The 18427-nt window shown below is 62.0% G+C and carries 17 protein-coding genes; 7 read left to right on the forward strand and 10 right to left on the reverse strand.

The features are described 5' to 3' along the window. Positions 1 to 17: 17 nt before the first annotated feature. Positions 18 to 1295, forward strand: a complete 1278-nt coding sequence (locus tag HZC36_01060) for a PD40 domain-containing protein (GenBank protein MBI5705560.1) — start codon at positions 18 to 20, stop codon at positions 1293 to 1295. Positions 1296 to 1303: 8 nt separating this feature from the next. Here the strand turns inward: HZC36_01060 and HZC36_01065 are convergent, their stop codons facing one another. From HZC36_01065 to HZC36_01085, 5 genes are all read right to left on the reverse strand, one after another. Then, positions 1304 to 2365, reverse strand: coding sequence for a hypothetical protein (locus HZC36_01065; protein MBI5705561.1), 1062 nt, complete (start codon positions 2363 to 2365; stop codon positions 1304 to 1306). Beyond that, positions 2365 to 3453, reverse strand: coding sequence for a hypothetical protein (locus HZC36_01070; protein ID MBI5705562.1), 1089 nt, complete (start codon positions 3451 to 3453; stop codon positions 2365 to 2367). Before HZC36_01070 ends, HZC36_01065 begins: the two co-directional genes overlap by 1 nt. A 47-nt stretch (positions 3454 to 3500) precedes the next feature. Beyond that, the gene (gene efp / locus HZC36_01075) at positions 3501 to 4037 is read right to left on the reverse strand and encodes an elongation factor P (protein ID MBI5705563.1); all 537 of its coding nucleotides are present in this window, start codon (positions 4035 to 4037) and stop codon (positions 3501 to 3503) included. Between the two features lie 409 nt (positions 4038 to 4446). Further along, a complete protein-coding gene (locus HZC36_01080) occupies positions 4447 to 5568 on the reverse strand; it encodes an ABC transporter permease (GenBank protein MBI5705564.1) in 1122 nt (373 codons plus the stop codon). A gap of 9 nt (positions 5569 to 5577) precedes the next feature. Further along, the gene (locus HZC36_01085; GenBank protein ID MBI5705565.1) at positions 5578 to 6453 is read right to left on the reverse strand and encodes an ABC transporter ATP-binding protein; all 876 of its coding nucleotides are present in this window, start codon (positions 6451 to 6453) and stop codon (positions 5578 to 5580) included. A gap of 173 nt (positions 6454 to 6626) precedes the next feature. Here HZC36_01085 and HZC36_01090 point away from each other — a divergent pair, with 173 nt between their 5' ends. Beyond that, positions 6627 to 6989, forward strand: coding sequence for a prepilin-type N-terminal cleavage/methylation domain-containing protein (locus HZC36_01090; protein MBI5705566.1), 363 nt, complete (start codon positions 6627 to 6629; stop codon positions 6987 to 6989). A gap of 204 nt (positions 6990 to 7193) precedes the next feature. Here HZC36_01090 and HZC36_01095 read toward each other — a convergent pair whose 3' ends face one another. Next, positions 7194 to 8402, reverse strand: coding sequence for an ABC transporter permease (locus HZC36_01095; GenBank protein ID MBI5705567.1), 1209 nt, complete (start codon positions 8400 to 8402; stop codon positions 7194 to 7196). Positions 8403 to 8491: 89 nt separating this feature from the next. Here HZC36_01095 and HZC36_01100 point away from each other — a divergent pair, with 89 nt between their 5' ends. After that, complete coding sequence (locus HZC36_01100) at positions 8492 to 9307, forward strand: hypothetical protein (GenBank protein ID MBI5705568.1); 816 nt, start codon at positions 8492 to 8494, stop codon at positions 9305 to 9307. Positions 9308 to 9310: 3 nt separating this feature from the next. On the opposite strand, the gene HZC36_01105 is transcribed toward HZC36_01100, so the two are convergent. Together HZC36_01105 and HZC36_01110 are read right to left on the reverse strand one after the other, a co-directional pair. Further along, positions 9311 to 9790, reverse strand: a complete 480-nt coding sequence (locus tag HZC36_01105; protein ID MBI5705569.1) for a TlpA family protein disulfide reductase — start codon at positions 9788 to 9790, stop codon at positions 9311 to 9313. 2 nt (positions 9791 to 9792) lie between these two features. After that, entirely contained in the window at positions 9793 to 10464 is a 672-nt protein-coding gene (locus HZC36_01110) for a TIGR00266 family protein (GenBank protein MBI5705570.1), read from the reverse strand. Between the two features lie 180 nt (positions 10465 to 10644). Between HZC36_01110 and HZC36_01115 the strand changes: the two genes are divergently transcribed. The 4 genes from HZC36_01115 to HZC36_01130 all read left to right on the forward strand — a co-directional run bounded on the left by HZC36_01115 (position 10645) and on the right by HZC36_01130 (position 17598). After that, positions 10645 to 12081, forward strand: a complete 1437-nt coding sequence (locus HZC36_01115) for an MATE family efflux transporter (GenBank protein MBI5705571.1) — start codon at positions 10645 to 10647, stop codon at positions 12079 to 12081. 116 nt (positions 12082 to 12197) lie between these two features. Further along, positions 12198 to 13379: an acetyl-CoA C-acetyltransferase gene (locus tag HZC36_01120; protein MBI5705572.1), complete on the forward strand. Its 1182-nt coding sequence runs from the start codon at positions 12198 to 12200 to the stop codon at positions 13377 to 13379. 54 nt (positions 13380 to 13433) lie between these two features. Then, positions 13434 to 14045 carry a hypothetical protein gene (locus HZC36_01125; GenBank protein MBI5705573.1) on the forward strand — a complete coding sequence of 204 codons (612 nt, stop codon included), beginning with the start codon at positions 13434 to 13436 and terminating at the stop codon, positions 14043 to 14045. A 388-nt stretch (positions 14046 to 14433) separates the two neighbouring features. Further along, the gene (locus tag HZC36_01130) at positions 14434 to 17598 is read left to right on the forward strand and encodes a hypothetical protein (protein MBI5705574.1); all 3165 of its coding nucleotides are present in this window, start codon (positions 14434 to 14436) and stop codon (positions 17596 to 17598) included. 119 nt (positions 17599 to 17717) lie between these two features. Here the strand turns inward: HZC36_01130 and HZC36_01135 are convergent, their stop codons facing one another. Further along, the gene (locus tag HZC36_01135) at positions 17718 to 17939 is read right to left on the reverse strand and encodes a transposase (GenBank protein ID MBI5705575.1); all 222 of its coding nucleotides are present in this window, start codon (positions 17937 to 17939) and stop codon (positions 17718 to 17720) included. Further along, entirely contained in the window at positions 17854 to 18102 is a 249-nt protein-coding gene (locus tag HZC36_01140) for a transposase (protein MBI5705576.1), read from the reverse strand. The genes HZC36_01135 and HZC36_01140 overlap by 86 nt, the downstream gene beginning before the upstream one ends. Between the last annotated feature and the right edge of the window lie 325 nt (positions 18103 to 18427).

Consider the following 18427-nt stretch of genomic DNA (forward strand, 5'->3'; position numbering starts at 1 on the left):
CCCCCAAACCAGGACCCATGAACCAACCCAACCTCTCGGACGCAGGACAACCCCCCAAAATCGTGCAGCGGCGCATGGTGCGCTATGCCGCCGGCCTCATGTCCCTTGCCGTCATCGTGATCCTCTACCAGATGCTCAAGAGCTGTGGACAGGACATCGACTTGCCGCTCAGTGTGGACACGGCGGGGATGATCACGGCGGTGCAGCTCGATGGGAGCAACTCGAAGGTGGCGGTGATCGAGCCCGATGGGACGATTAAGTATCCGCCCGGGGCTTCGGCCGAATTCATCGAGCGCGATGCGATCTGGCGGCCGGACGGCAACCGGGTCTTCTTCACCTCCAACCGCACCGAAGGCAACTACAACCTGTTTCGATGGAATCTCGGAAGCGAGAAGGTGGAGCAGCGCTCGCTAGGGACGCGCAGCAAGTCGTCGCCGACGTTCCTGCCCGCCGGAGCAGACGGCGCAAACGACTCGGCGCTGCTGATGTCCGGCGGTTTTGTGCTCGACTGCAATTTGAAAACCGGCGAGACGCGCCAGATTCTGCCGCCGGTCGTGCAGGAGCTAGGTGGAGGCGACGAGGGCGCAGGCGAGCAGCTAGGGGGCGTCTACAACAAGCTTGGGACGAGCTTCCGAACGGCAAAGTGGACCTTTGACAAGCGGTTCATCGTCGCGGTGATGCGCAGGGAAGATGGCAACGAGGCGCTTATCGTCCAGGAGATGGGCGCCAAGCAGCCCATGCCCGTGGTCGCGGGCCGGCACATCGACATCGAGGTCAGTCCAGACTCGTCCAAGGTGTACTACTCCGTTCTGGAATTCCAGTGGCTTAGCCCGGCGGACGCGCCGCCGGAGTTCGTGAAGAACGGGCGCGTGACCACCCCGTACCGTCACGGCGTTTTCGCCATCGACCTCGACAGGGCCGCACAGGAAGCCAACCAACCCATCGTCATGACGAAAGAGGACACCAGGGCAATCCACCGCATCTGCCTGTCGCCGGACGGGTCGATGCTGGCAGCGGTCCGCGGTTCCTACACTTCCGAGGGAGACCTGGAGCCGATGGAGCTGATTGTGTTTCCAACAGATGCGGCGGGAGGCTCGGCGATCACGGTGATCAAGCAGGGGAAGATTTTTGAGCCGAGTTGGGGCCCGAACAGCGATCTGCTTCTCTACATCGAGTCGGCAGGAGGGCGTCGCGCGATTCACACGATCAGGCGGGACGGCAGCGACCCAAAGAACGTCACTGGAACCAAAGGCGACTTCGCCTGGCCCCGCATGAGCCCGCAGGGCGGGAAGTAGGGGGCAGGCTACTTCCGGATCGTCACGACACCGGGGCCGCCTTCTTGCCCTTTGATCGTTAACCGGATCGGCAAGAACTGCTTGATCGCCCAGGCTGTCGTGAGGAACCGCTCCGTCAGACGATCCACCGTGAACACGGAGTCGCCGTCCGCCATCGCCAGAGCGGGGAGGATTTGGTCGGCGAGGAATGCGTCCACCGTCGCGCCAGAGGCCATGAACCGCCCCAGGCCGTCGAACGCCTGCTGCGCGATCGCCTCGATGCGGACGCCCTTGATACCCATCGCCGCTGCGCCGCCCAGGCCGTTCTCATACTCGGCCCAGGCCGTCACAAAGGCGCCCGCGCCCTTGGAGGGCGCCTCGACCCAGAGGCATTGAACGTCCAGCCCCGCGTTGTGGGCCAGCCGCTCCAGGTGTGCCATGCCCCGTTCGCCCACGTTGTTTCCCACGTCGCTGGTGGTCACCACCGCCTTCACGGCAACCAGCGGCCCGCGTTCCGCGAAATTCAGACCGGCGAGCATGCTCGGCTCGACTTCCAGCTTCACCTCGCCCCTAGACCCCCGGCCCCAACCTGCCAAGTTGAGCTCTGGATACAAGTACAGCCCCATCCTCCGAAAGGCCTGCACGGTGACGTTCGCGTAGTAATCGAAGCTCAGGACGTGGTGGCCGAAGGTCTCGCCCTGGACCACCAGCGCCGAAAACATCCCGGACCGCGCCAGAACCGGCGCCAGCGTGTTTGCGACCACTAGCGCGCTGGCCAGCCCGGGGCCCTCCGGCGCGTCGTAGACGTCCACGATCTCATTCAGACCGCGCACCCGTTGCGTGGGCATGAAGGCAAGCTCGGAGCTACGGAGTTCACAGCCCTCCAGTTCCGCCCCGCAGCATCGTGCCAGCGGCCGAATCAGAGAGATGTCCTCCGAATTGAGCCCCGGAAACTTGGTGTTGCCTCGAACGTCGGTGATCCTAGCGCCTTGCTGCGTGAGAGCGGCCATGGCGAGCGCCGCTCGAAGGAGCCCCCCGCCGCCCTCGCCATGCGAGCCTTCGAGGTGAACGGCGGAACGAGTGGGCGACATCAGATCTTGAGCTTGAAGATCGCGAACTCGATCAGCTTCAGGGCATAGGTGTAGACCACCACGATGAAGCAGATGAGGAGGAGTTCTTGGAACGGCAGACCGGAAGAGGCGCTCTGGATCACGTCGGCGTCCTTCTGAAAGGTCGCGCGGCCGATCATGCGGTCGATCCCGTCAAGTACGCCCATCGTTGCGGCAAGCAACTGGGGCCGGAACAGAAAATAGCCGCCGATGAAGCCAAAGGAAACCAAGGGCAGAACCAGCTTGTATTTGTGCTTCTGGTGCTCGTTATAGATGACGCACTGCATGCAGCGCTGATGCTTTTGCGCCAGGGTGAGCTGGTTGTTTTTGGGGATGTATTTCGAGGCCGAGACCTGATCCTTGGGGATCGTCCTTCCGCTCATCGCCTCGCGAATCACGGACTCCTCGCACATGCAGCCGACTTTCTCGCGCCAGCAGCACTTCCTTGCATGGAAGATCGGGCAGCGTTCACGGACGAATTTGCGGCAGAAGGGAAGCTGCCAGCACTTGCCCATGAACACATTCGAGATCTGCTCTTCTTCCTTGATGCCCTTGCCGTACTTGAGCTGATCGGCCCTCGAGCCGATCTTGGAGCGCATGGAGACCCGCTGGGCGATGTCGATGGTGGTCACGCCGATGGCGAGCAGCCCAAAGAGCGTGCCGGCAAGCTGAATGGAACCCAGCGCCTTTTGGCCGACGGGCCCGGGAACCATGCCGCTGCCGAAGAGGCTGGGCAGAAACAGCGGCGCAAAAAACAGAGCCGCCGCACCGACGAGTTGGAGAAACCCCAGCGTCTCCTCGCCCCAGAACGAGTAGGCCGTGCCAACGCCCAGCGCCAGCGACCCCGCGATTAGGAGCTTTTCAAAGAGCTGGATGTTGGAGATGGCTTGCTCGGGGCTCGCGCTGCCGCCACCCCCCGCGAACGATGCGAACGTGAAAACCAAGAACCCGAGACCCAGCACGGTCGCGCCAAGACCCCCCCAAAGCAGGAAGCGGGCAGCACTGTCCAGGACGTCGCTAAAGACGTCATTTGCTTCGGTTCGCTGTGGCTGAAAGTTCGGTGAACTCATCGGTTGCTCGGCCCCGAAACCGCGGCGTCCCTTGGGCTACATCTACGTTATTTCTTGACGCGCTCGAGATATGCGTCGGTTCTCGTATCGACCTTGACCACGTCCCCCACGTTGATGTGGAACGGCACATTCACCATGGCTCCAGTTTCCAGCTTCGCGGGTTTGGTGCTGCTGCCGCTAACGGTGTCGCCACGATACCCCGGGTCGGTCTCGACAACTTCGAGTTCGACGAAATTAGGCAGTTCGTATCCCAAAACTTCGCCCCCGGCTTCGAGGCTGGTCACTTCCATTTCTTCCTTGAGGTACTTGCCTTGTTCGCCGAGGCTCTCCTCAGTGACCGGAGTCTGCTCATAGGTGTCCAGGTCCATCAGGACCAGTTCATTGCCTTGACGGTAAAGGAACTGCATCTTCTTCTTTTCGATGAAAGCGGGTTCCACCTTTTCGCCTGAGCGGAAGGTCTTTTCCAGAGTCCGCCCGGATTTGACGTTGCGAAGGCGGGTGCGGATGAAAGCGCCGCCCTTGCCAGGCTTTACATGCTGGAACTCGACGATTGTGAAGATCTCGCCATCGAGATAGAAGTGCATTCCGTTTCGAAAGTCGCTGGTGTCAACCGCCAAGGTCCATTCCCTCCGAACTCGATGAGTTCGCTGGCAAGGTTACCCGCATGGAACCTTGGGTTCAGAGTTTGATGGAGTGGGCGGGTAGTAGAGAGTGGGGTGTGAATGGTGAGATTGGTGAGGATGGTGAAAGTCGTGAGAGGGTGAGGATGGTGAGAGAATGAGATTGGTGAGGATGGCGAGAGTTGTGAGAGGGTGAGAGTGGTGAGAATCGAAGCGTGACTTCAGCCCCTGCGACCTGCGACCCTCCGGCATTCGTCAATCGTCAATCGTCAATCGTCTGTTCACTGCGACCCTCCACCCCCCCCCCTCCTCCTCTCGCTTTACTCCAAGGGGAGGGGGCTTGCCAGACCCTAAGGACCCTTGTACCGCTGACTCACGCCTTTGCGGCGAGTCGGCTGCCGATCAGCAGCCCAAAGGCGCCGACGGCCAACAGGATCCCGCACGGCAGGACCATCTCCTGCACGCTGAAGCCTCTCCAGATGGCGCCCTCCAGCGATAGAACGGCCCACTTGGCGGGACTATAGTCGCTCGCCGCCTGCATCCATCCCGACATCGCCATCAAGGGCATCATCCCGCCGCCAAACATGTTGAACAGCATCATGAGGCCCCAAGACGCGCCGCCCACGGCGCGCTCGGTTCTGCCCATCACGCTGACCAGCATCATCAAGCCGGAGTAGCAGATCGAGATGCTCACCGAAGCGAGAAGGAACTGCACCGGATGATCCAGCGCTCGAACCCCAAACACCAGGGACCCAAAGGCGATCAAGCCGACCGTTACAACCAGGGACGTGAGGAAGCATGCGAGCCCCTTGCCGGCAAGGAGTTGGCTCCGGCTGATCGGAGCGATCCAGAGCCGCTGAAGTGTGCCTTCCGTGCGCTCTTTGACCATTGTGGTGGCGAAAGTCGCGCAGACTGCCACCAGCGCCCAGAGCATGGCCTGAGGAAACGAGACCTCGAACGGGGAACTAGGGTTAATGCCTTTTGGCTGCACAGAAACGCGCTCGACCCCGGTCCCCTGCTCCATGATCTGTGCCGCCATCGGCATCCCCTTGCCAAGCTCTTGGAACCAGGCTTGGCTGATGAGCCCCTCGATCATGCCCGACTCCATCTGCCGTTTCGGGTCGGCGCCCAACTGGATGAGCGGCGCATCGGGCGGGGTGAGCAGGGTCGCCTGTCCAAGGCCGGGCTTAAAAACTATGTAGGCGGCGAGATCGCCTTTGAGGACCTTCTGCCGCGCTTGCTCCATGCTCATTCGCTTCAGGCTGACTGCTTGCGTGGCTTCGAGCGCCTTGGCCATCGATCCGGCGCGCGCGCTGCCGTCCTGGTCGACCAGCGCTACAGCGATACGATTCAGACTGCCCGACTCCATGCCCCCGTACATGGAGCCGAAAAGCACCGCCATGACGATGGGGAACGCAGCAACCCAGATCAGGGACGACCTGTCGCGAAACAGCAGCTTGATGTCTTTGAAAGCGATAGCGAGGATGGCGTTCATGGTCTTGGGTCAGTCGCGGAGGGTCCTTCCGGTCAGGTTGAGAAACACCGATTCGAGGTTTGGCCTTTCGATGTGAAGGCTCACGGTTTCAATTCCGGCGCTCTGGAGATCGGAGAGCGTCTTGAGGGGGTTGGTGGACGAAATCCGAAAGCTCGTGCCTTCCCAGAAACCCTCGACCGGCGGTTCGCCCTCGATCGGCCTGAGCGTTTCGCCGACGATGGCCGAGGCCGTCGCGTGATTCTTGAGGAGGTTTGGCACCGTATCGAGGGCCAGAATCTTGCCTGCGTCCATGATCGCCACGCGGTCGCAGAGCCTTTGAGCCTCCTCCATGTAGTGGGTCGTATAGATTACGGTCAGACCGTCCTTCTTGAGTTGCTCGATCCCATCGAAGATGTGGTTGCGCGATTGGGGGTCCACGCCGACGGTGGGCTCATCGAGGATCAGAATCTCAGGCTGATGGATGAGCCCCGTGGCCAGATTGAGCCGCCGCTTCATGCCGCCGGAGTACTTGCCAACAAGGTCCCGTCTGCGGTCGTGCAGCCCCGCGAACCGCAAAGCCCAGTCCACCCGCTCGCGCAACTTCTGTCCCGAGAGGTTGTAGAGGCTCCCAAAGAACCGGAGGTTCTCCTCCCCGGTCAGGTCGTCATACAGCGCCACGGACTGCGGGCTCAGCCCGATCGATTGGCTCTTGCTCCTTTCGGAAGCGACGGCCACAGCGCCCGAATCTGGGCGCAGGAAGCCGGTGATCATGTTCAGCGTGGTCGTTTTTCCGGCGCCATTCGGCCCCAGAAGGCCGAAGACCTCGCCGCGTTCCACGCCAAAGCTCACGTCACACACAGCCACGTGCGCCCCGAACGACTTCCTAAGGTTACTGACTTCGATCAACTGGCCCTCGAACGAAGACTACTTGGTTCGCGGGCAAGGGGATGCAGGTGGCGCCGAAGGTCTCATCCGCGCGACCGGCCATCGAGCCGCATCAAACGACAAGAGTTTCGCCATATGGGTGGCCTTAGCCGACAAGGTGTGGAACAAGGAAATTGGGAGACAGTCTGCTACCGATGATTCAGCGCATCAAGAGTCGCCATATCTGGGCGTTTACGCTCATCGAAATGATGATCGTCATTCTGGTCATCGGGATTCTCTTGTCGATTGCGGTTCCCCAGTGGCTCCATGCCCGAGAGAATAGCCGCTCGACGAGTTGCGTATCCAACTTGAAGCGGATTACCGACGCCAAGGAGCTCTTCGCGCACGAATCCAACATGAACACGGGCGATAACTGTGATATGTCGGACTTGTGGCCTGATTACCTGCAAGGATCGAATGCGCCTTCGTGCCCGGCGGGCGGCACGTACACTATCGAGGTGATCGGCAACGATCCAACGTGCAGCTACGTCAGCGCGCTGTTTCCCCATATCCTGTAGTTCGCATTTCAAAAGGCGAGGAGTCGCCCATACACGACTCTGCACGAGCTGGTGCAAGGTTCCAGGACTCCGCCCATCGCTTCAGCAGCACGGCCCGCCGGACCTTCCGGTCCGCCTCTCGCGAGGGTTGATGGTAGGGCCGCAAGTCACGATGACTGCCCGATGCTGTACGGCCGTACCCCCAGAGTTTCTGCTTCGCCGCCCCTACTCATACCTTAGGCTCTGGACCGGGTCCTTGCGCGCCGCACGCACTGCCGGGAGCAGGCCGAAGACGCTGCCCACGAGGATGCAGGTGCCCAGCGCGAGGGAGACCGTGCCAAGGGTGATGAGCGGCTTGAGCGGGGTCCAGGCGCGAAGCGCCTCGCACGCCGCCCAGCTTAGCGCCAGGCCAAGCGTTCCGCCGGACACGGAGAGCATCAAGGATTCCAGCAGGAATTGTAGAAACACATCGCGCCGCTTGGCGCCGAACGCCTTGCGGATGCCGATTTCCTTCGTGCGCTCGTTGACCGACATCAGCATGACCGTCATGATGCCGACGCCCCCGACCACCAGCGCAATCGAGGTCAGGCCCACCAGGAGCCACGACAGGATGCCCATCAGGCTGAAGGCGAACTTCTGAAGCTCGTCTTGGGTGAAAACCGTGAACTTGTCGCGCTCCAGCCTTTCGGCGAGGCAGCCCTCGATCCGCTTGACGAGTGCTTTGGGCTCCTCTCCTGCCGTAGACTGGATGAGGATTCGGTTGACCTGAGCCTCCGGCTGTTTTTCGCGGATGAGTTGAAACGGAACGTACATGAAGTTCTCGAAGCCGCCCATCGAGATCAGCGACGTGCCCTCGAACTTCTTCCGGGTGACTCCGACGACCCGGTATGGCTCACCGTTGTAGACCACCGTCTTGCCGAGCGCGGGGAAATCGCCGAAGAGCTTTTTCTTGACGATCTCGCCAAGCACGCAGACGTTGGCGCGTTCGTCGCCGGGCGTCAAGGGGCCGCCTTCGAGAAAAAGCGGATTGCGGATCACGAACCAGTCCGGTTCGGTTGCGACGACCAGCGACGTTGGGCTAGTGGTGCTGCCTACACGGATTCCCCCGCCCACGAAGCAAAGGGCGGACGCATGCCGGACGCCGTCGACCCCGCGAATCCGCTTCACATCCTGCTCCTCAAGGTAGCTGATGCCGAGGAGGCCCGGGTTCACCATCGTGTCTTCCTCGAAGTGGCCGGGAAGCACAAAGAGCAGGTCCACCCCAAACTCGCCGATCTCCCGCCCCACGTCGTCCTTCACGCCTGCGGCGATGCTCATGAGGAGCACGATCGCCAAGGAGCCCACGGTAATCCCGAGGGCGCTGAGCAGGGCGCGTTGACGCTGCTCGACAAGGCTTCGCATGGCCGCGGACAAGGCTCGGAGAAAGAGGGCCACGCCCATTCTAACGAAGGCGGGTCTCATGTCGTTTCCGGCACGAGGTCCGGGAACCAACGTGCGGGGTCAGGCAGTCTAAACTCCACGTGATGAAGCTGAATCGAGCAATGCTGGCGGGATTGAGCTGCTTGGTGGCGGGCCAGGCGCTTGCGCAAGCGGACGCGCTGGTGCAAAACGGGCTCACCTGGCTGCGCACGCAGCCCAGCGTGTGGATCCGCGTGGACGGCGTGGACGACTATATCCAGTCGCACAGCTTTACCACAGACACCTTTTGGTACCAGACCGTTCAGCCCAGCGGACCGCTGATCAAGCTGGAATCGACCGAGTATCGAGACGGCAGGCTGATCCGCAGGATCGTCGGCGACGGCAACACGCTCTGGGCGTTCGATCCGCTTCGAAACGAGTATTCGGCGAAGGTGTATGGATCGCTCACGGGGGGGCAAAACCAGAACCTGCTCCGTGACCTGCTCACCGGATTCGGCTCTCACGCCACTGGAAACCTCGCCTCATCAGCCAGGCTCGTCCGTGAAACCTATGGCGGCGGCGCAGCGCTGTTCCGGCCCTGGGTCATCGGCTCGCAAAGCTGGGCGCTGATGGACCCTCAGTTCATGAACGACCCGATCGTGGGTACCAAGTGGACCTATCGCGCTTCTCCGGCCAGGCAGTTCGCGGTCTACTACGTCGCAGGGCCTCCGGCAAAGTCGCTCTCGTTCCAGTTCGACCAAAACTCAAAGTCTGGGGCATGGGAGCTTACGAACGTGTATGGCGCTGAGTCGAGCACGGTCGCTGGAAAAGACCGCCTCGTCTACTGGCACATGACGATCACGCCTGTTCTGCCGGCGACCGCGAACTTCGAGTTTGTGCCCCCGGCGAACGCGCGGCCAGTGGTTCGGTCCGGCGGGTAGGGCTTACTTCCCGACGGCCCGGCGAATCGCGTCGTCGAGTTCCTTTTCCTCTCCGGGGTGGCCTTTCCAGATCATATTGCCGGCCTTGTCGATGACGAAAGCCTGTGGGATCGCCTCGACCTTGAAGGCGGCAAACGCTTTGCCGTCCGGGTCCAAGTAGATGCCGTAGCCGTGCGGGTCGGCCCTTTCGAACTCCTCGACCGTGGCCCGCGCCTCTTTGGTGACGGCGACCACTTCGAGCCCATCTTTGCCGTACTTGCCCTGCATCTTGCGAATGATCGGTGTGACCTCTTTGCAGGGCCCGCACCAGGTCGCCCAGAACTCCAGCAACACGGCCTTCTCCTTGAAGTCGGTGAGCCTTACGATGCCCTTGGTGGCGGAGAGACCCTCGATCTGGACGTCCGGTGGTGGGCCCGCGCAGCCACAGCCCTCCAAAGCGGCGACGCAAAGCACGACGGAGAAGAGTGCGAGCAGGCGTTTCATCTTTAGCTTCCTTGAGGCACGAAGTGGCCGATCCAGGGCCCGAACGATTGGGGCGAACGGGTTTGTACATATAAGACGCCGGGACCGGTGAAATCCGCAACAAAACCCTCGCCGGAAGTGAACGATCCGAACAAACTGCGCGTGGCCGTTCGCACACGGTACTGCATGTGCTCCTCAAACGCCACGATGTGGCCGGTATCCACCACATACGGCTGGCCGTGCTCGAGCCGGATGCCATGGACCGCCCCAAATGCGCCCAGAAAGAGCTGCCCGTGGCCTGTGATGCGCATGATGAAGAGGCCTTCGCCGGCAAAGAGAGACTGGCCGCTCATGCGGGTCTCCAGCGTGAGCGATGTGTCTCCAGCAAGGTAGCAGCCGCTGGTAACCATGAAGCCATTTCCCTGGAGAGTCAACGGAAGGATATCGCCGATGGCTGCGGGTGCGAGGAGGACCTCGCCTGGCCCGTGGGAGGCGGTAAAGGTGGTCTGGAAGGCGCTTTCGCCCCCGAGGAGCCGTCCCAGGGCTTTGCCTAGGCCTCCGTGCATCTTGGAGTCGAGGGTGATGCTCGGGCTCATGCTGACCATGGCTCCGGCTTCGGCGCGGATGCTGTCGCCGGGCTCCATGAGCAGCCGGAGGCAGGAGAAAACGGGTTGGTAGAGGATTTCGTGGCGCATGGTTCTACTTTGGGATACGGAGCACTAGGTTGGCAGGTTTTCTGATGCGAAGGGCGAAGGGGCATTGGGGTGTTGAATTCCAAGACGCATGGCCGTGAGCCCTTGATGCGGGGCAATCGCTTAGCCCATCACGCCTTCATCTCCTCATCTCCCCGCCCCTCCCCAAGGTATCCTTTCCCCTTGTCTGAGATTGCGGCGGAGCCTGAAAGTCAGAGCCTGCCACGCGAAAATGGAGCCAAAGTCGTCTGGGAGCTCGCGTGGCCTGTGGTTGCGCTCAACGTCCTTCAGACCATCAATGCCCTCTTGGATGTCGGCTTCGTCGGGCACCTGAACCAGGAGAGCCTTACCGCCTACGGCGCGGCCACCCCGGTCAATTTCACCCTGTTTACGCTGGCGATCTCCATAGCGGTCGGCACGACGGCCCTGGTGAGCCGAGCCTTCGGCGCCCAGCAGGTCGAGGAGTTCCGCATGGCCGCCAAGCAGGCGGTCTCGATCGGGTTGTTGGTGGGGGTGGCGCTTGGGCTGCTGGCGATGGTGCTGACCCGCCCGCTCGCGGGGCCGCTGCTCCCCGATGGGGCTTCGGCTGCGGTCCCTTACTTCGCGAACTACCTGTTTGTTTTTGCATTTAGTTTGCCCGCGACGGTGGTCATCCAGACGCTGGCGGCCTCGCTGCGAGGGATTGGCGACACGAAGAGCCCGATGGCGATCAGCGGCATCCAGATCGTGCTGCACATCTGCTTGAACTTCATCTTCATCTTTCCTCAGCACAACCTGCCGGGCGGAATGGTGCTGCCTGGGTTCGGTTTGGGCCTGACCGGTTCGGCGCTGGCGCTGACCGTCAGCGGCTGGCTAGCGGCGATTGGGTATTTGGCTTATTCAGGAAAGACACCGCTCACCGAAGTGTGGAAGTTCGTGCGGCCCACTTGGCACTGGTTTGCCCGGTTGATGCGCATTTCGCTTCCTGCCGCGCTGATGGGGATGTTGAGAGTGCTTTCGTTCGGGCTCTTTCAGGTCATCCTGACCAAGTCCGCCGAGGGCGCAATCGCCGTCCCGGCGATGAGGCCGGGGTTCGCGATCGAGAGCATCATGTTCATGCCGCCGTTCGCGATGTCGGCGGCTGCGGCCGCGCTGGTGGGGCAGAGCCTGGGAATGAAGCGGCCGGACCGTGCCGAGCACCTCGGCTGGGTTGCCGGCCATATGGGGGCGATCATCACCGTCTGCCTGTCGATCCCGGTCTTCATCTTTGCGCCGCAGATCGCCGGCGTGTTGATCGAAGGAAAGCCTGAGGTTGTGGCGGAAACGGCAAGGCTGCTTCGGTTCCTGGCGGTTACGGAGATTGGGTTCGCCTACGCGATGGTCATGCTCGGCGCAATGCAGGGCGCGGGCGATACGGTGCGGCCCCTCTGGATTACGGTCGTGTCGCTTTGGGGTGCGCGGGTTCCGCTGACCTGGCTGCTGGTACACGGTTGGGCAAGCATGCCGATCTTTGGGCCGATGATCGGGACTGGATTCGGAACCACGGGCGCGTGGATCGCGATGAGCTTCACCCAACTCCTGCAGGGCGGGCTGTCGATCATGGCGTTCAAACAGGGCAAGTGGAAAACGACGAAGGTGTAGCCGCCGAATAGGCCCAGCTACAGCCCGTGCCCCGATGCACCGGTAGCCACACCCCGCACCCTGCGCCCGAGCGGCCCCAGGTACCCTGAGTCCAAACCCAAGAGGTTCCAATATCCATGCAAGACGTCGTCATTCTCTCCGGCATCCGCACCCCGATCGGCGCTTTCGCAGGCGCGCTTTCGTCCTTCACCGCCCCGCAGCTCGGATCGATGGCCATCAAGGCCGCCATCGAGAAGGCCGGCATCACGAACGAGGACGTAGAAGAAGTGCTCTTCGGACACGTACTCCAGGGCGGCGTCGGCCAGGCTCCGGCACGTCAGGCAGCCATTGGCGCGGGCCTGCCGGTCAGTGTGCCCTGCACGACCATCAACAAGGTCTGCGGATCTGGAATGAAGGCCGTGATGATGGCCGCGCAGGCGATCAAGGCGGGCGACGCACAGTGCATCGTGGCCGGCGGTATGGAGAGCATGAGCAACGCGCCTTACTTCTCGCCGAACGCCCGAACGGGCCTTCGCATGGGCGACGCCAAGCTCATCGACATGATGATCCACGACGGACTTTGGGACCCCTATAACAACATGCACATGGGCAGTTGCGGCGACCTCTGCGCACGCGAGCTTGGCTACACACGCGAGCAGATCGACGCCTTCGCCGTCGAGAGCTACCACCGCGCCCAGGCGGCCCAGAAGGAGTGCCGCTTCAGCGAGGAGATCGTTCCGGTCACCGTGCCCCAACGCAAGGGCGATCCGATCGTCGTTTCCGCCGATGAGGGCCCGTCCAAAGGAGGCGACCCCGAGAAGACGGCCTCGCTCAAGCCCGCGTTCGACAAGGAGGGCGTGACCACTGCCGGGAACGCCTCTTCGATCAACGACGGCGGAGCAGCGCTTGTCGTGACTTCCGCAGAGTTCGCAAGCTCGAAGGGTCTCAAGCCATTGGCTAAGGTCGTCGCCTACGCGCAGCACGCCCAAAAGCCCGAGTGGTTCACGACCGCCCCAGCCGGCGCGATCGAGAAGCTGCTCGCCAAGACCGGGCTTTCGGTCGCAGACGTGGACCTTTTCGAGATCAACGAGGCGTTCGCCGTGGTCGCCATGAACGTGAAGGATAAGGTCGGCATTCCGCACGAGAAGGTCAACGTCAACGGCGGCGCAGTCGCGCTCGGCCACCCGATCGGCATGACCGGCGCGCGGTTGGTACTTACGGCGATGCACGAGCTTCGGCGGCGGGGTGGGAAGTACGCCATTTCCACTCCTTGCATCGGCGGAGGGGAAGCCACCGCCGTCCTGATCGAAGCCCTTTGAGGCGGCCTGCGGGTTTTGGAAGGAGCCTCAGTCTTCGGTGGCGAACCTTGAGCCATGGTCACCGCCGCCCTCTTCGTCGCGTCGCTCGCCGTGCCGGCCATCCTGCAAGACACTGCAATACAAACGCACAAGGCCGATACTGGGGTCCAGATAGAACGACGTCCCCTCACCAAAGTCATGCGTACGTCAAAACCTTCGAGTTGGCAGCAGATCCTAAAGCAGCGATTGCCGCTTCTTGGCCACCGCAATTGGGTTTGCGTGGTGGATAGCGCCTACCCCTGGCAGAACTCTCCTGGAATCGAGCTGGTGGATACCGGCAGCGACCACGTGACCGTGCTCAAGGCAGTCTTGGCCGCACTCGGCAAAGCCCCGCACGTGCGCCCCGAGATCTTCCTGGACAAGGAGATCGACTTTGTGCCGGATGCCGATGCCAAGGGGATCAGCGCTTTGCGCAAGCGACTGTTCGCGGCGCTGCCAAAATCGGGCGTCGAAAAGAAGCTCCATGAGGAGATCATCGCCGACCTCGACAAGGCTGGCGGAACGTTCAAGGTGCTGATGCTGAAGACCACGCTGACTCTGCCATACACGTCGGTGTTTATGCGGCTGAACTGCGGCTATTGGTCGGATGGCGCCGAGAAGCGCATGCGCGGGAAGATGGGCGGATAGTCCGATTGCGGATTTCGGATTGCGGATTGCGGATTGCGGATGGGGCGCCCCTTCCTCCTGGAGCGCAGCGAGAGGAGGAAGGGGTTGGGGATGGAGGTCTGTGAGCGAAGCGAACTGTTCCGGGCTTTCGTGCCTTTGTGAGAGATCCCCTCGTCCGCTCGTTTCATTGAAGGTTGAGCTTCACTCTCATAAGCGTGGTTCTTTGGACCCTAAGCCCTCGCGAGAGGCGTCCAGTGGGCCGGATTCCGCACAGAGTCGCGAAGGTCGGAAAGACACAGAGGGTTAGCCGACTTGCCCTTTCTGCGTTCTCAGCGTGAACTCTGCGGTCCCCCGCGTGAAAGCACGATCTTCCGAAGGGGTTGAACCGTGCGACGTCGAATGGAAAACCATGCCTAGACGCCCACTCACTCGCCGCGATGTACTCTCAGGGGCAGGCACCCTCGCCCTTGGCATGGCTCTTCCGAAGGAGCTCTCTGAGAAGCTAACAAGGGGCTTTCCAGGCTTGAAGCAAGCCACGCTGGTCCCAGCGGACAAGGGCCTTGACCCCAAGTGGGTGAAATCGCTCTTCGAACGGGGCAAACCGACCGTGTACGGCCCGGACGAGCTGAAATGGATCGGTATGCCGGTGGGAGGCATCGGCAGCGGGCAGGTGTACGTCGGCGGCGACGGCAAGCTCTGGTATTGGGATCTCTATGCGCCGGGGACGTCGAGCCAGTTCAACTCGGCGGGCGCGGGGCATTACGAACATCCGATGGACCCGGCGAGCGGAAAGAAGGGGATCGATATCAGCGTGCGGGGTCCCCTCTTCGGCAAGGGCCAACGGCGTGAGACCACTCAATCGGCCATCCTGCGGCCTCCCGTTGCTAAGTCCGTCACTGAGATAGTCGTGCACGAGAGTGCCCCATCGAAAAACGCCAAGTTGACGACGATCGAGGTCACCCAGGAGACCTGGACCCCCCTGATTCCCCTTGACGCTGTCGGTTCGAGCTGGCCTTTGGCTGTACTGGAATGCACGATAAGGAACAAGAGCAAAACCGACGACACCGATCCGTTCATCAAGTTGGCCCTGCCCAATGAAATCGGCAAATACACGATTCCCGATATCGAGATCGAGAGAAGCGCTACCGAAAACCGATCGCCTGGGCTGGCGATGGCCATCCATTCCGCCAAGAGCGCAGACCGGGCGCCCAAGGGCCCGGAACGTGCGCCGTTCGTTTTCGAGGACTTTGAGGATGGAACCTACAGTCGTTGGAAGGTCGAGGGCACTGCGTTCGGCAGTCGGCCCTTCAAGGTCGACGAGCTTCCCGATCGTCTCAAGACTCTTAAGCCAACCGGGACGTGGCTGGCGAACTCCCATGAGTCGCGGCATGGGGAGGACTCGCCAGCGTCCGACCAACACCTGGGCAAACTCACCAGTGCGGACTTCGTGATAGACCGGCCCTTCATTTCCTTCCTGATCGGGGGTGGCGCCCACGCAGGACGGACCTGTATGAACCTGGTCGTCGAGGGCAAGGTGCTCCGGACGGCCGTCGGCAAGAACCAAGTGCGGCTGGATTGGGCAAATTGGGACGTGAAGGACCTACTGGGCAAGACCGCCCATCTTGAGATCGTGGACGCCGAAGCGGGAGGTTGGGGACACATTGTCGTTGACCGCATCGAGTTTCGGGATGTGCCTGTTTCCACCGTTGCGGACGTCTCATTGATGCCCGACTTTGGCACGATGGCGATCGCCGCACTGGGTTCTGGGATCGAGAAGGAAGCGCAGATCGGCGTTTTTCATGCTCCCGCCAACGAACCGCCGGCTTCAAACGGTGGAGTCAGTGTGGGCTTTCACCTCAAGCCCGGCGAATCCAAAACCCTCACGTTCGTTGTCGCCTGGCACTTTCCGAACTTTGGGCCCAGCCCCGGCGAACTGGCCTCCATCACCGACATCGCCAAGCAGAAGAAGCACTATGCTAAACGCTTCAAAGACGCCGCGGACGTCATCCGCCAGTTCGCCAAGCGCAAGGACGAACTCTACGATAAGACCAAGCTATGGATCGATACTTGGTATGATTCGACGCTCCCCTACTGGTTCCTGGAGCGCGTGTACATTCCGCTGAACACCCTCCAGACGAGCACCGCCTGGTGGCTGGACAGCGGGCGGTTCTATGCTTTCGAAGGCGTGGAATGCTGCGCCGGCACCTGCCAGCACGTGTGGAACTACGCCCAGTCGGTCGCGCGCATCTTCCCCGAACTGGAGCGCGACACGCGCGAGCGCGTGGACTATGGTATCGGCTTTCGCGAGGACGGCGCGCTCGACTACCGCGCCGAGGCGCACAAGATCATCGCGCACGACGGCCAGTGCGGGACGATCATCCGCACCTACCGCGAGCACACGATGTGCCCGGACGACAGCTTCCTCAGGCGCATCTGGCCGAAGGTCAAGAAGTCGGTCCAGCGCATGATCCAGGAGGACCCCAACAAGGACGGCGTGCTGGAAGGCTGGCAATACAACACGCTCGACGCGGCCTGGAAGGGCAAGATATCCTGGATCAGTTCGCTGTATGCGGCGGCGCTGCAGGTCGGTGCGCTGATGGCCGATGAGATGGGCGATCCCGCCTTCGCCAAGGAGTGCCGCGCCATCGTCGCCAAAGCCCACGACGAGATCCCCAAGCAGCTTTTCAACGGCGAGTACTTCCAGATGGAGCGGGACGCCTCGGCGCCCCAGAGCGTGGGCTACGGGCCGGGTTGCCACGTGGACCAGGTGCTGGGCGACAGCTTCCTCTGGCAGATCGGCGTCGAGCCGGTGCTGCCGAGGGACAAGGTCAAGACCGCGCTCAAAAACCTCTACAAGTACAACTTCTCGCCTGACGCCGGCAGCTACCGCAACGCCATGCAGGCGGTCATCAAGGGCGGGAGGTGGTACGCCATGCCGGGTGAGCCGGGGCTGCTCATGACCACCTTCCCCAAGGGCGGCGCGGAGGTCGCCAGCGGCAAGGGCGCGGACACCTGGTCGGCGGGCTACTTCAACGAGTGCATGCACGGCTTCGAGTACCAGGCGGCGGCGCACATGTTCGCCGAGGGCCTGATCGAGGAGGGCATGACAGTGATCCGCTCGATCCACGACCGGTACAGCGCCAAGAAGCGCAACCCGTTCAACGAGATCGAGTGCGGCGACCACTACGCACGCTCGATGGCGAGCTACGGCGCGTTCTTGACGCTATGCGGGTTCAGCTATCACGGCCCTCGCGGCAGAATTGGGTTTGCGCCGAAGCTCAAGCCAGAGAAGTTCAAAGCGCCATTCACGGCGTCCGAGGGTTGGGGGACCTACGAGCAGTCGCGTTCCTCAACCTCCCTCAAGGCTTCCTACGCGATCAAGTTCGGGCGGCTACGTGTTCGGGAGTTGACGTTCGAGGTCGCGCCGGGACTCAAGGTCAAGTCGGCGAAGGTCTCGAGAGGGAAGTACTCCTTCGGCTCGACGATCCGGCAGGACGGCCAGTCCGTGACGCTGATCCTCGAAGGCCCGGTGCAGGTGGACGAGGGCGAAAGGTTGGAGACTCTGCTGGGATAGGAACCCTCCCGACCCTGGGTCCCCGACCCCGAAGGGGTCCCAGACCGCTAGCCGGATGTCGCAGACACCGGGCACGAACGGCGCACCTCCAACCTCCCGACCCCCAAGGGGTCGCACATTCACTCGAAATACCGCTCGTCGATTTCGATCCCAAACTCCGTCAAGATCGCCCGGAGCTCATCGCCCGACGAAACGGTCCGATGGTGCCCTTCCTGATCGGCTATGTAATCGGCGACCTTCGAAACGTCTCCATGGCTAACGGTGAACGCCGCATAGCCCTCCTGCCACCGGAATCCCTCCCACGCAGTGGGTCGCCTGGACCCCAAGCAAGAGATCAACATGATCGGTTGTGCCTCCAATTTGGATGGAGAATGCGCCGAGTCCCCGAGCCGCACCGCCGAGGTAGGCATGCAAATCATCCTTCCAATCAGGTGCGATGGAGGGTGCCCGGTGGAGGGTTGAGAAGATGACATGGATTCTTAGGTTGAGGTAGGTGGAGGCCACGAGGGGATTCTGGCACCCCTCCAGGGTGCCGGGTTGGGAATCGTCCTCGCAAGCCGGTGTCTGCGACACCCGGCTAGCGGTCTGGGACCCCTTCGGGGTCGGAATACCCAGTTTCGGAGAAGTTAGGCGGGGGGATGATCATGCCCGGTGTCTGCGACACCCGGCTAGCGGTCTCGGATTCCTCCGGGGTCGAGGGAATTGGGCGGTGGGCCCTGATCACTTCTTGAACGCCATGACCTCCACGAGGTGGCGGCCGGTGTTGGCGGAGTTGGCGGTCATCGTCACGCGCAGATACCGGACCTCGCGGGGCTTGAACTTGCACTCG

Source organism: Armatimonadota bacterium (genome assembly GCA_016223145.1).
Lineage (GTDB): Bacteria > Armatimonadota > Fimbriimonadia > Fimbriimonadales > Fimbriimonadaceae > Nitrosymbiomonas.

What these genes read in the sequence shown, in the direction of transcription:
- HZC36_01065 (MBI5705561.1), bottom strand. Translation starts at nt 2,365, where the DNA reads ATGTCGCCCACTCGTTCCGCCGTTCACCTCGAAGGCTCGCATGGCGAG.
- HZC36_01125 (MBI5705573.1), top strand. Translation starts at nt 13,434, where the DNA reads ATGGTCACCGCCGCCCTCTTCGTCGCGTCGCTCGCCGTGCCGGCCATC.
- HZC36_01070 (MBI5705562.1), bottom strand. Translation starts at nt 3,453, where the DNA reads ATGAGTTCACCGAACTTTCAGCCACAGCGAACCGAAGCAAATGACGTC.
- HZC36_01105 (MBI5705569.1), bottom strand. Translation starts at nt 9,790, where the DNA reads ATGAAACGCCTGCTCGCACTCTTCTCCGTCGTGCTTTGCGTCGCCGCT.
- HZC36_01090 (MBI5705566.1), top strand. Translation starts at nt 6,627, where the DNA reads ATGATTCAGCGCATCAAGAGTCGCCATATCTGGGCGTTTACGCTCATC.
- HZC36_01110 (MBI5705570.1), bottom strand. Translation starts at nt 10,464, where the DNA reads ATGCGCCACGAAATCCTCTACCAACCCGTTTTCTCCTGCCTCCGGCTG.
- efp (MBI5705563.1), bottom strand. Translation starts at nt 4,037, where the DNA reads ATGCACTTCTATCTCGATGGCGAGATCTTCACAATCGTCGAGTTCCAG.
- HZC36_01080 (MBI5705564.1), bottom strand. Translation starts at nt 5,568, where the DNA reads ATGAACGCCATCCTCGCTATCGCTTTCAAAGACATCAAGCTGCTGTTT.
- HZC36_01120 (MBI5705572.1), top strand. Translation starts at nt 12,198, where the DNA reads ATGCAAGACGTCGTCATTCTCTCCGGCATCCGCACCCCGATCGGCGCT.
- HZC36_01100 (MBI5705568.1), top strand. Translation starts at nt 8,492, where the DNA reads ATGAAGCTGAATCGAGCAATGCTGGCGGGATTGAGCTGCTTGGTGGCG.
- HZC36_01060 (MBI5705560.1), top strand. Translation starts at nt 18, where the DNA reads ATGAACCAACCCAACCTCTCGGACGCAGGACAACCCCCCAAAATCGTG.
- HZC36_01130 (MBI5705574.1), top strand. Translation starts at nt 14,434, where the DNA reads ATGCCTAGACGCCCACTCACTCGCCGCGATGTACTCTCAGGGGCAGGC.
- HZC36_01135 (MBI5705575.1), bottom strand. Translation starts at nt 17,939, where the DNA reads ATGTTGATCTCTTGCTTGGGGTCCAGGCGACCCACTGCGTGGGAGGGA.